General features: G+C 34.8%; 9 protein-coding genes and 1 tRNA gene. All 10 read right to left on the bottom strand.

Going from position 1 to position 12,755, the window contains the following annotated elements; all coding sequences use genetic code 11:
- Positions 1–53: 53 nt before the first annotated feature.
- On the bottom strand, positions 54–2,135 hold the full coding sequence (locus BST91_RS01085) for a T9SS type A sorting domain-containing protein (RefSeq protein WP_085774165.1): 2,082 nt from the start codon (positions 2,133–2,135) through the stop codon (positions 54–56).
- A gap of 99 nt (positions 2,136–2,234) precedes the next feature.
- Positions 2,235–2,990, bottom strand: a complete 756-nt coding sequence (locus BST91_RS01080) for a LytR/AlgR family response regulator transcription factor (RefSeq protein ID WP_085774164.1) — start codon at positions 2,988–2,990, stop codon at positions 2,235–2,237.
- A gap of 5 nt (positions 2,991–2,995) precedes the next feature.
- Complete coding sequence (locus BST91_RS01075) at positions 2,996–5,938, bottom strand: sensor histidine kinase (RefSeq protein WP_157546864.1); 2,943 nt, start codon at positions 5,936–5,938, stop codon at positions 2,996–2,998.
- Between the two features lie 142 nt (positions 5,939–6,080).
- On the bottom strand, positions 6,081–7,493 hold the full coding sequence (locus tag BST91_RS01070) for an MBL fold metallo-hydrolase (protein ID WP_085775654.1): 1,413 nt from the start codon (positions 7,491–7,493) through the stop codon (positions 6,081–6,083).
- A 130-nt stretch (positions 7,494–7,623) separates the two neighbouring features.
- Complete coding sequence (locus BST91_RS01065; protein WP_085774162.1) at positions 7,624–8,424, bottom strand: sulfite exporter TauE/SafE family protein; 801 nt, start codon at positions 8,422–8,424, stop codon at positions 7,624–7,626.
- Between the two features lie 98 nt (positions 8,425–8,522).
- The gene (locus tag BST91_RS01060) at positions 8,523–9,149 is read right to left on the bottom strand and encodes a Crp/Fnr family transcriptional regulator (protein WP_085774161.1); all 627 of its coding nucleotides are present in this window, start codon (positions 9,147–9,149) and stop codon (positions 8,523–8,525) included.
- Positions 9,133–9,531, bottom strand: a complete 399-nt coding sequence (locus BST91_RS01055) for a DUF983 domain-containing protein (RefSeq protein WP_235784008.1) — start codon at positions 9,529–9,531, stop codon at positions 9,133–9,135. Before BST91_RS01055 ends, BST91_RS01060 begins: the two co-directional genes overlap by 17 nt.
- Positions 9,532–10,028: 497 nt before the next feature.
- A tRNA-Arg gene (locus BST91_RS01050) sits at positions 10,029–10,102 on the bottom strand.
- 24 nt (positions 10,103–10,126) lie between these two features.
- Positions 10,127–10,573 carry a GatB/YqeY domain-containing protein gene (locus tag BST91_RS01045; RefSeq protein WP_060523132.1) on the bottom strand — a complete coding sequence of 149 codons (447 nt, stop codon included), beginning with the start codon at positions 10,571–10,573 and terminating at the stop codon, positions 10,127–10,129.
- A gap of 127 nt (positions 10,574–10,700) precedes the next feature.
- Positions 10,701–12,728: a cell division protein FtsZ gene (gene ftsZ / locus BST91_RS01040; protein WP_042279900.1), complete on the bottom strand. Its 2,028-nt coding sequence runs from the start codon at positions 12,726–12,728 to the stop codon at positions 10,701–10,703.
- Between the last annotated feature and the right edge of the window lie 27 nt (positions 12,729–12,755).

The following is a 12,755-nucleotide window of genomic DNA, read 5'->3' as shown; positions in this document are numbered from 1 at the left end:
GAAATAAAAAAAGCGCCCATAGAAAAGGCGCTTTTTTCAATTTCAATCAAAAATTATTTCACTATTAATTTCTTAGTTACGTGGGTATCACCTACCGTACATTTAACCACATATAAGCCTTGTGGCAGAAAGCTAACATCAATAGTATTCGGTTGATTGCTTATCACTGTTTTAACTTGTTTTCCTGTAACGTCGTATATTTTGATATCCTCGATAGTATTATTACTAGATAAAGTAACATAATCGATGGCTGGATTAGGGAAAATAACGAAGTCAACTACCTTATCTGTATCTTGTGTTCTTAAAGTAGCATCAAATTCTAGGGCTCCTATATCAATTGTTCCTCCTACTAGACGAGATAACCCATATGCTCCTATTGAAGAGGAAGTTGCATTATTATATTCGATATTATCTCCAAGATCAATTAACAATGTAGATTGTGCAGTAGGTCGATAATTTGCATCTAGAAACATATCTATTGTGCTAGAATCAACATTAGTTACATTTACACCTGTGTAATTTACATTACGGATAGATGCATCTGTATTAAGTGCCGAATTAATGATATCTGTAGTGTGAGTGGTACCTTCATTTTGTTTCACATTTTTAATGTCGATGACTGAAAAATTATTGTTACTTCCTATTCTGTTTTGATAAAAGAAAGTATTTGCAATTCTCACTTGATTTTCTACACGACCACTTATAGTTATCGTATGTCCACCATCTTGCATGGCTGTAGAATGATTGTTTGTGTTATTGATAAAACTACAGTTGATTATTTCAGTTTCAAAGAGACGTGTACCATTTGCACTTGTACCTCTTCTTAACCAGATACCACTAAAATCTGCATTATACTCATTATCTGCAAAGACGAGATTAATCATTTTGTTATTTAACTCATCTAGGTTTGTGTCATTGTGCTGTATAAGCCACAAACCATTATTAGTAGATTCATTATTTACAACGTGTAGGTTTTCTAAAAGAAGTTGACCCGAAAACAACCTCCAATCTAAAAGTAATCCTGAAGACAGGTTGTCTTTAATCATCGAGTTTCTTAATGTAAAGTTCCTCAAGTGATTTAAAGGTTTAATGACTGGATTGCCTCCTGTGGAATCACCACCACTTAAAATAAAACCATCAATCACCACGTCGTTTGCAGCTAGATCAATAAGTACATCAGCATTTTCGGATCGGTTAGTAACCAGGTCACCTGGTATATCATTTTCTAATAAGTCACCTGAAATAACAGTAGCATTAGTGGTTTTGATAAGTGACAGATCTCTTTGAGTCTCATTAACTTCAGTTCCATCAAAACCTCCATAAATTTTTAATTCGTTTGTATTTATAAGTAAAGCAGTCGTCGTACTAGGAACAATGTAAGTTCCTTTTTTTACAAAAATCTTGTCGCCCCAGTCTGCAAATGTAATGGCATCTTCTAGTGTAGTAGCAGTTGCCCATGAATCACCGTTTTGACTTCCCGTTGCTAACTCATCAACATACCAAATCGCCTCGGTGCAGTCTTCATCAGTATAAGTTGCAGTAGCATCTTTTTGCCATACAGTTAATTGACCGGTTGATGGTGAAAAGTTTTGTTGTAATTGAATACATCTTAAGTTTGGATTTCCATCACACTCAAATTGAGAAAGAACTGCATTATTGTTATTAGCAACATTTAGTACTGATAAATTATTATCATATACATGTAGTAAATTTAAATTGGTGGTATTTGACACATCTAATTCTAGGATATCATTGTTCTCGGCTTGAAGATGTCTTACTGTTGCTGGAACAATTAAAGTGGTAAGATTATTATTCTCGCATTGTAAGTGTGTAATCGAGGTATTATTTGACAGGTCAAGTGTAGAAATAGAATTGTTATAACAATCTAATCTTGTAATGTTTGTGAAGGCTTCAATACCTGTTAAATCACTTATGCTTTGATTTTGAACAAAAATACCGCCTGTGTAAGCTGCTGCTTCTGCCACAGATATTTCAGAATCGCTATTCGTATTAATAGTAGTATTGTTAACTAAATAGCTTTTAAAAGATGGATCAGGAATAGAAACGTTTTGTGCCTTTATAAAATTTGAGAAAGCAAAAGCACTAAATAATAAAATGAGTAATTGTTTTTTCATTTTGCAGGATTGATTTATTAATACTGCAAATGAACAAGGTAAAAACAGCTAGTTCATCTCTACTTTTCTGTAACCGTTTAGTTTTTTTCTAAACGGTTCTTACAAAAAGGTTTCTTGTATCGCTGTTAAAAACTGGTCTCTTTTTGAACGAGAAATAGGTATTTGTTTTTTATCATCCATGACTATGTAATCTCCATCATGCTTGACAAGTTCACTGATGTGCTTTAAATTTATCATATAGGACCTATGACATTTAAAAAACAATTTATTGCCTTCTAATTGTTCAACAAAATGCTTTAATGGCTTACAAATAACATTACGTTTACCATTAATCATATACACATTAGTATACATGCCATCTGCCTCTAAATAGATGATATCGTTATGAGAGGTAAAAAGATATCCTCGTGGGATTTCCATTACTATTTTATCCATTGACAACTGTTGAACAGACTGTCTTAAACGTTCTATTTGCTCACTTATTTGTTGTGAGGATTGTTGTTGTTTCGCTTTCGCGAAAGCGGACTTCAATTCATCAATATCTATAGGTTTTAATAGATAATCTATCGCATTCATACGAAAGGCATCAACGGCATACTGGTTATAAGCAGTAACAAAAATGATTTGAAAGGCTATCTCATCGTCTTTGAAATAATTCATGATTTCCAGACCCGTCTCGCCTGGCATTTCTATATCTAGAAAAACAATATCCGGCTTCAATTCTTTTATAGCTGTCACTCCATCTTTAAGGTTTGAGGCCTCGGTAACGACATGGATCTCATTGATATGATCTCGTATTAACGTAGTCAATAAATGCCTAGCACGTTTTTCGTCGTCAATTATTATAGCTTGCATATAATCTAATTTAAAGGTAAAGTAATGGTCACTCTAGTACCTGAAGCTTGTCCGTCATTTACTAAATCCTCAATTACAATATCTACCGGTTTATTAAATTGCTCCTTGTAAAGTGAGGCTCTTTCGTTATTTACAGCGGTAGAAAACGATGTATGTGATCTTCCCCTATTCCTATTAAGCAATGCAGACTGTTGCCTGCCTATACCATTGTCTTCAATTTTGATGCTTAGGATTTTCTTATTTTCTATAACGCCGCAGTCGATCATTAACTTACGATTATTAGGTTTATGCATAAGACCATGCTTCAAAGCGTTTTCTACATAAGGTTGAACCAGTAATGATGGTATCATTATATGCTCAATATTTAAAGTATCATCTATTTTAATAGAATAATCAAGCTCATCGTCAAATCGCATTTTCTCTAATTCTAAATAGAGTTTGAGCGCAGCTATCTCCTGTCCCAAAGTAATTTCATCTTGCTGACTATAATCTAGGTACTTTCTTATAAGCCTACTAAATTTAACAAGATAATCACTGGCTAGTTCCCGTTCATTAGAGACTATAAAATCTTGAATGCTATTGAGCGAATTAAAAACAAAATGTGGATTCATTTGAGAACGTATATTCTCTAATTTAAGGCTTGCTATTTTTTTCTCCATAAGCAGCTTATCCATTTCCTGAATTCGTTTTTTATTCTTTTTTTCTTGTTGACGTTTAAAAATCAAATAAGTAAGCACTATGATTAATAAGACAATAAGGGCATAAAACCAATACGATTGCCAGAAAGGTGGAAGGATAGTGAATCTCACTGGTTTTAAGTACTTATATCCAGTCGATCGATTATTTTTTCCTCGCAATTTAAAGGAGTAATCTCCCGGTGATAAACTAGCAAATTGTAATTGAGTTGTTCCATAAGGCACACGACGCCATGAGCCTTCTTCATTGTTTATTTGATATTGGTATTCAACATATTCACTAGCCTTAAAGCCATTGGAATTGAATGTGAAATTTATATTGTTCTCATCATGATCTAGTTTTGATAATGCTGTTAAGCTTCTAGTAGTTTCGTTAACGGTAACTTCAGTAATAGTAATAGGTGCTGTTTTAAAATTACTTTTTAAAACATCCTTAGGAATTTGATAAATAGATCTACTAGAAAAAGCAGTTAGAACCTCATCACCTATTATAAAATCCGTTATTAAATCATTGATACCCAACTGACCGTTTACTTGTTGGGTGGTCCGTTTTATAGGCTCATATAAAGTAAGGACTCCACTATTGAGCATCCATAAATCATTCTCGTCTGATTGCAATTTTACAAAACTTGAAGAATTCTCTTTTAAAGTGTTGAAGTCTGAAATAGTTATGCTTTCGCGAAAGCGTAATTTATCATCCTCTCTATTTAACAATAAAAACGACGCTCCCTTAGTTCCTAACCATATATCATTCTCATGTATTCCTATAGAGGTAGCAAAAACTGATTCTCCTTCATGTTTTATTTCTTTCAATACTTTTTGACGCACATGATAAACATAAACACCATCAACAAAGGAAATAAGTAGTCGATCGCCTGATAATAGTATTGCACCCTTAACTCGTTGTTTTCTAATAAGCACTGCCTGAGATCTTTCAAGTGAATTGTCGTATAGCAAGGCTTCCTTAAAACTACCATAGAATATTTGAGAATCATTGACTCGCAGTATACTTTTTGCTGAATTCAAGATATTATCATACCTGATTAATTGGAATGTCCTTACATTCAATTTGTAGGAACTATTATTGGTAGTACTCACAAGCAAACTTGAGGTTTGACTATCAAAATATAAATAATTGACAGCTCCTCGATTATTAAGTTTTATAGTTCTAGAAATCTGTAAATCGGAATTATATATATACAAGACACCATCATTAGTCCCTATTACAAACCGGCCATCATCCAATTGACAAGCAGCATTTATTTTTTGTTTTTCGCCTGGCAAATAGAGCCTTTTAATATCTTTATTAGGAATAACAAAGATTCCATTGTCCAATGTGGTAGCCCAAATATTACTATTGAAATCATTAATAACATTTGTTACCGATTGTGATTCCAAAGTATGTTTTTGTATTTCTAACTTTGCATCATTCAATTGGAATAACCATGCGCCATCGCTTGTACACAACCACTTTTGATCTTCCTGTGACACGATGTTGTAAATAGAAATTTGCTCAAGGTTTTTAGGTAGTGAGACAGCCTTCATAGAACCGTTGTCATAAATAGCAAACAGCTTATTTATACCACCTAATTTATACAACAATAAAACTCGATCATCAACTATAAAAAGCTGAGGCGCTACAATACCATTTTCATAAAATTGAGTAATTACCGTTGATTTACCCTTGATATCTTTTACAATCTTATGTCTGTTTGCACCTGATTTATCATTAGGTATGTCAAGATGCCAAATATTTTGACCATTACGACGCATACTTAAAACTAAGTCTTGCTTTTTCTTTACAACCGTTTTATCTGTTAGAGAAACTCTATAAGTACCACTGTACCACGTATACAGCATTACACTATCATCATTGATGGTAAAAGGAACTAGTTGTCCTTTCACTAAATCATGAGCATCATAAAAAAGCGTCATTTGTTCATTTTCAACATAGAAAAATTGACCGTATATATTGTTGAACCACAAACGCCCCTTGTGATCCAAGGTTAGATTAAACACTGCATCACCATGTTGGTCTGGATGCGTATATAGAATAAACTGTTTGCCGTTATATTTATACAAGCCACTGTCTGCAGCTAGCCATATATTAAAATGATCATCTTCAATAATATCGTAAAAAGTAGCATCGGGTAATTGATCATTTCTAGAGAAGTGATGATATACTTCCTGTTGTCCAAAGATTAGATTACTGGACAAGGCTATAATAAAATAAAGTAAGTTGTATATCTTCAAAATATAGAATCGATAATTTACAAATCTAAAGAATACCTATATGGTGTGAAGTCTTTTTTGCTAAACAAAGCGACTTTATTTCTAAATAGAAAAAGCGTCTGTTTCCAGACGCTTTATCAACTTAACCAACCTAAATTATAAACTATTTCAATGTAGATGGACACACATAATTAGTTGTCGATACTCCTGCTTCTTTAATAGCTTTATAGCCACCTTGAATATCGATTAGATTATGAATTCCTCTACTCTTTAAAATGGATGCAGCTATCATGCTGCGGTATCCACCTGCACAATGGATATAAAATGTTTTATCATCAGGAAATACTGATAAATAATTATTTAATTCACTTAAAGGTGTGTGTTGTGCATCGATTACATGTTCACTTTGATATTCACCTGGTTTCCTTACATCAAAAATTTTAGGTTTATCATTTTCAAGCTTAGCTTTAAATTGAGATGCAGGTATGGAACTTACTGTATCGTATTCTTTGCTAGCCTTTTTCCACGCAGCAAAACTTCCTTTTAAATATCCAATTGTGTTATCAAAACCTACTCGAGATAATCTTGTGATTGCTTCTTCAATTCGTTCTTCATCGGCGATTAAAAGTATAGGTTGATGCACATCTTTAACAAGGTCTCCTACCCATGGAGCAAAACTACCATCAAGCCCTATGAATATCGATCCTGGAATGTGCCCAACAGCAAATTCACTTTGATGTCGAACATCGAGCATTAATGCACCTGTTTCATTTGCTGCAGCTTCAAATTCATCTGGAGTGAGCGATGTTTCACCTTGAGCTATTACTTCTTCTATATTTTTATAACCTTCTTTATTCATTTTTACATTAAGAGGAAAGTAAGCTGGTGGTGGTAACAATCCATCAGTCACCTCTTTAATAAATTCCTCTTTGGTCATATCTGATCTCAAAGCATAATTAACTGCTTTTTGATTACCTAGTGAGTCTACAGTTTCCTTCATCATATTTTTACCACAAGCACTTCCTGCACCATGAGCAGGATAAACTATGACATCATCGGCTAGTGGCATAATCTTGTTACGCAAACTTTCATATAAGGTTCCAGCAAGTTCCTCTTGTGTCATATTTGCTGCCTTTTGTGCTAGGTCTGGTCTTCCGACATCGCCTAGAAATAAGGTGTCACCGGTAAAAATCGCATGATCTTTTCCATTTTTATCTCTTAGAAGAAAAGTCGTGCTTTCCATAGTGTGTCCTGGAGTATGCAACACGACAAAAGTTATTTCTCCTAAAGAAAACTCCTGATTGTCTTGGGCGATAATCGCTTCAAAATCTGGATTGGCATTTGGGCCATAAACGATAGGAGCACCTGTTTTTTGAGAAAGTGTGACATGACCACTCACAAAATCAGCATGGAAATGGGTTTCAAAAATATATTTTATTGTTGCTCCATCCTTTTTTGCACGATCTATATAGGGTTGAACCTCTCGTAATGGATCAATAATAGCTACCTCACCATTACTTTCAATATAATAGGCTCCTTGCGCTAGACATCCGGTATAAATCTGTTCTATTTTCATAATCTTTTCTTTGCTTAAATTATCATTCACTAATTCCAGTTTGTTGAAAGAGCACGCTTTCGCGAAAGCGGAATTATTTCTTATTTGATTTAAAATTAAATAAGCATCTCATCATTAACGGTAACATTTATTACATAGACACCTCTTTATAAATAATATATATTCCCATGATTAGAACAAACCACCCAAAAGCTGTTTTTAATCGTTTGCCATCAATGAATTTATTGAGCCAGATCCCAATAAATATTCCTACTACGGAAACTGAAGTAAAGCTGAGTAAAAATAACCAATCGATGTCTAGGTTTTGAACATCTCCTATAAAACCAATCAGTGACTTTATAGCAATAATCAATAAAGAGGTAGCTACCGCTTTTTTCATGGGCAATCTGGCCAGTAATACCAAAGCTGGAATAATTAGAAAGCCACCACCAGCGCCTACAACTCCTGTAAGTACTCCAACGACAGATCCTTCTAACACAATTAAGGGATAGTTATAAGAAACCTCTTTATCGTCGTGGTGTTCATTGCGCTTGTTACGTATCATTGAAATTGAAGCGACCAGCATTATTATGGCAAAAAACAGCATTATCGCAAGATTTTTAGAAACGATAAATGTTCCCACACTAAATAACTGTACGGGAATAGCTGGTATTAAATAAGCTCGTGTAAGGTAGACCGCAATAAATGCAGGTATGGCAAATATTATCGCTGTTTTAAAATCTACCATTCCTTTGAAAATGTTTCTTACAGCACCTACAAGGGCAGTAGTACCTACGACAAATAATGAATAGGCCGTTGCAACTACAGGATTAAGGGATAATGCATATACTAAAATGGGAACAGTAAGAATGGAGCCACCACCACCAATAAGCCCCAAAACTAGACCAATTAATAAAGCGCCTACATAGCCTAAAACATCCATTAACTCCATAGTGTATTGATTTTGAAATCAAAAGTAAAATGGGTAATTAGGTATTTATGTAACCCTTGTTACAGGAGTGAGAATTAATTGAAATTTGGTTCTCTTTTTTACAGCATTTCAATAAAGCTGCGATGAAGTTTTATCTGTGAATTATTCTCCATTTTTTTAAGTAATCTAGAGATAACAACACGACTGGTATGTAAATCGGCCGCGATTTCTTTGTGAGTAATGTGGATATGTTTACTATTGAGTATTTTAACCTTGTCTAGCAAATAGTTTTCTAATCGCTCATCCATATTGTTAAAGGCGATGTTATCGATACTTTCTAGCATCTCCATTAATCTTTCATGGTAACTATTCATAACAAAGTTGCGCCAGGTTCTATACTTGCGAGACCATTCTTCCATTTTACCTACTGGAATCATAAGCAGTTTTACAGAAGTCTCGGTAACTGCATGTATTTCACTTTTGGTGGTTCCTAAACAACAAGTCATTGTCATTGCACAAGTGTCACCACGCTCAAGGTGATAAAGCAATAGTTCATCACCTTCTTCATCTGGTCTTAATATTTTTATACTACCATCTAGTAATAATGGCATGGACTTGATGTACTGCCCAGGTTTAATGAGGTCCTGACCTGCATCAACCTCCATAAAGGTAGCTACTTGATTAATCTCTTCAATTAAAGCAAGTTCAAACTGAGAACCATAATGTTTATTAAGTTCTTGAATCATTTTTTACCTGTTTGGCAATCTGTCGATCATACTTAAAGAAAAAATGAGCCCAGATAGATTTTGAAACAGCTCCTATATATGGGAATAAAAGAACTAGCCCTACAAGTATTGCTATAAAGGCAATTAATGGACTTGATCCATAACCAGCTAACCACAATAAAACGTAAATAGCCACTGCTATCGCAACCCCAACTGCATAGGAAACATACATGGAACCGTAATAAAAACTAGGTTCTATAGAATATTTAAGATTACATTTTGGACAATGTTCTCGTACCTTATTATAATTTGAAATTTTATAGGGATTTGACTCTAAAAATTCACCTTGCCGACAACGTGGACATTTTAAGAATAACAGACTGTATATGGCAGATTTTTTCAATTGGATCAGATTTTAAACAAATATAAGATGTGGTCACTCTTGCTTATGTAACACTTGTTACAATTTTAATATATATACTTCATTTAAGTGAGTTTAAACAAGAAAGCTATTCTTACAAATTGACGAATTAGTAATAAATAATAATCCTTGTTAGGATCTTGTTATAGTTTTCTTTAGCCTGACCACGGTAGGATTACTAACACCAAAACAGTACTATACTGTAAATAAGTCACTTATAATAATTACCGCATTATCTTTTATTTAAACCTTGAATTACTCGAGGTTACTCCATAAAAAACACACCTATTAGACGCGGTTGTGGGAATATTGTGAGCTTGACAGGAGAAAATACAGACTTTTAAATAAAGACGTAGTACCTATAAATACCTTTTGAATAGGATTGCTGCTCATCCTAACAAAACCCTGCTTTGAAAATAGAAAAAGGTGAAAGGAATTTGAGTAAACTCAACTTCTTTTCACCTTTTTCGGTTTATTCGTGACCACGGTAGGATTCAAACCTACGACCGCTGGAGCCGAAATCCAGTGCTCTATTCAGCTGAGCTACGTGGCCAGTTTTTAAGTCTAGCTAAACGCTTTAACTTAGTTTGCTTTTTACTATTGTACTTATCGTACGGCCATCGGCTTTACCAGCTAGTAATTGGTTAGACCTACCCATTACTTTACCCATGTCTTTCATTCCTTGTGCTCCAGTTTCATCAATTACTTGCTGTACAATTTTTGCAATTTCATCTTCACTTAGTTGTTCTGGTAAAAATTGCTCTAGTACTTTGGCTTGCGCTAGTTCTGGTTCTGATAAATCTGTACGATCTTGTTCTTCAAATATCCTAGCACTGTCTTTACGTTGTTTAACGAGTTTTTGAACGATCTTAATTTCTTCTTCTTCAGAAAGAGTATCAGATCCGCCAGAAGTTTTTGCTAGTAACAATTCACTTTTAACGGCTCTTAAGGCTGCAAGGGCTGTTTGATCTTTTGATTTCATGGCATCTTTCATTGCCGTCATTACAGATTTCTCTAAACTCATAACTTTACATTTAGGCATCAAAAATAATAAAATTGATAAGGGAACTACCTTTAATAAATACCAAAAAAAAGCGCTCAATACTTGGGGATGTATCAAACGCTGTAAAAAACACTTTTTAAACTAAATCTTAATCTGGTGCGTCGTGTAAAAACGAATTGTTACTTGATCTAAACTGTAACTCATCATTTTCATCAATATTCAAGGTTGTTCTTGATCGTCCGTCATCAGTTTTTGGAGCTTCTAACTCTACACCTTGACGTTTAAAAGCTGGTTGCTTTTCCAGTTCTTCCAATCTGTGCGAACTCTTAAATTTAAAATTTAAGTGATGCATGGTGCGTTTGCGTTTTTCGGCATTACGCAACAACATTTCATTTATTGGTAATTCAGTAGGATCAATTTCTTCGTCAATTTCCATGCTTGACTCTACATCTTCAGCTGGTGCTTGCACTGTTTTGGCAACTATTTCTAGCTCTGGTTCTATCACCGTATTTGTTTCCTCAACTTTTTTAACAGGTTGTGCATTGACTAGCTCATCTTCTTTTTCCATGTAGTCGTCTAGTGAATACTTAGTAACACCCGTTTCATTTACTTCAGTCACTGGAATAACGTGCACTGGATCATTAACCTCTAGGGCATTAATTTCTTCCGTATTTTCCTCGTCCATACCCAATTGTTGAGACAATGGTAAGTCAAAGTCTAGAAAGAATTGATCGCGTTCTTCTTCTCTTGATTCAACTTCTGGTTGTTGTACAACAGGAGTTTCCTCTATAACAAAATCTAATTGTGATTGAGGTTTTACATCTAGTACTTCCTCGTACACCACTTCTATATTCTTAAGAACTTCAGTTGTTGGGATAATAGGATTAGGTTCATCTTCAAACAACTTTGGCATAACTGGCATAGCGTCTTCTGGATCCTCATCGCCTAATTCATGTTTAATGATTAAAGGTTCTTGAGGTTGTGATGGCTGTACTGTTTTTTTTGGTTCCGCTTTCGCGAAAGCGTTATTATCAACTGCCTGTATTTCATCTTCATGATCTTCTTCTAAATCAAGAATCAGTTTTCCTGGCACCACTTTATCAGTAGCTTCATCTAAAACACGTGAAGCGCGCTGCTCTTCTTCTAAGGTGTGAATGATGCGTTTTGCTTCTGTATTAGATATTTCGTTTTGCTGTTCAGCATTAAAGCCAGTTGCGATAACCGTTACTGCGATTGAATCTCCTAATTCTTCGTCCTCACCTACACCCATGATGATGTTTGCGCTTCCACCAGCTTCAGACTGTATGTGCTCGTTAATCTCACTTATTTCATCAAGGGTAATCTCTTCTGATCCAGACACGATAAGTAGCAACACGTGTTTTGCACCAGTAATTTTATTATCATTAAGCAATGGTGAGTCCAATGCTTTAATTATTCCTTCTTGGGCACGATTTGATCCGGTAGCATGTGCACTACCCATTATTGCTGTACCAGAGTTTACTAGTACCGTTTTTGCATCGCGTAGGTCAATGTTCTGGATGTAGTGCTTTGTAATTACCTCGGCAATACCTCTTGAAGCAGTAGCGAGTACTTCATCTGCCTTAGAAAAACCGGCTTTAAATCCTAAATTACCATAAACATCTCGTAGCTTGTTATTGTTTATAATAATCAGGGAATCAACTGACTTTCTAAGTTTATCTATTCCTTTTTGGGCTTGTTCGTTTCTTATTCTTCCCTCAAACTGGAAAGGTGTTGTTACGATACCTACAGTAAGAATATCCATTTCCTTTGCTACCTGAGCTATCACAGGTGCTGCACCAGTTCCTGTTCCTCCACCCATTCCTGCTGTAATAAATACCATTTTAGTATTGGTATCTAACAATCTTTGAATTTCTGAAATAGATTCTTGCGCTGCTCTTTCTCCAATTTCTGGATTTGCACCAGCACCCAATCCTTCTGTTAAGGATACTCCTAATTGTATTTTATTAGGGATAGGACTGTTCTCGAGCGCTTGAGCATCTGTATTACAAATGACAAAATCTACACCCTTAATTCCTTGTTGAAACATGTGTTTAATGGCGTTGCTTCCACCGCCGCCTACTCCTATTACCTTAATCACATTTGATTTGTTCTTAGGTAAGTCAAAGGATAAATCGCTTCCTACTTCCATACTCATTTATGCTACTTTAAATTTTGTTCTTTC

The organism is Nonlabens tegetincola (assembly GCF_002117085.1).
GTDB lineage: Bacteria > Bacteroidota > Bacteroidia > Flavobacteriales > Flavobacteriaceae > Nonlabens > Nonlabens tegetincola.
This window is presented reverse-complemented; position numbering and strand designations above follow the sequence as displayed.

Excerpts from the sequence above, each read along its gene's own strand:
- BST91_RS01085 (WP_085774165.1), bottom strand. The coding sequence starts at position 2,135 with ATGAAAAAACAATTACTCATTTTATTATTTAGTGCTTTTGCTTTCTCA.
- BST91_RS01080 (WP_085774164.1), bottom strand. The coding sequence starts at position 2,990 with ATGCAAGCTATAATAATTGACGACGAAAAACGTGCTAGGCATTTATTG.
- BST91_RS01070 (WP_085775654.1), bottom strand. The coding sequence starts at position 7,493 with ATGAAAATAGAACAGATTTATACCGGATGTCTAGCGCAAGGAGCCTAT.
- BST91_RS01065 (WP_085774162.1), bottom strand. The coding sequence starts at position 8,424 with ATGGAGTTAATGGATGTTTTAGGCTATGTAGGCGCTTTATTAATTGGT.
- BST91_RS01060 (WP_085774161.1), bottom strand. The coding sequence starts at position 9,149 with ATGATTCAAGAACTTAATAAACATTATGGTTCTCAGTTTGAACTTGCT.
- BST91_RS01045 (WP_060523132.1), bottom strand. The coding sequence starts at position 10,573 with ATGAGTTTAGAGAAATCTGTAATGACGGCAATGAAAGATGCCATGAAA.
- ftsZ (WP_042279900.1), bottom strand. The coding sequence starts at position 12,728 with ATGAGTATGGAAGTAGGAAGCGATTTATCCTTTGACTTACCTAAGAAC.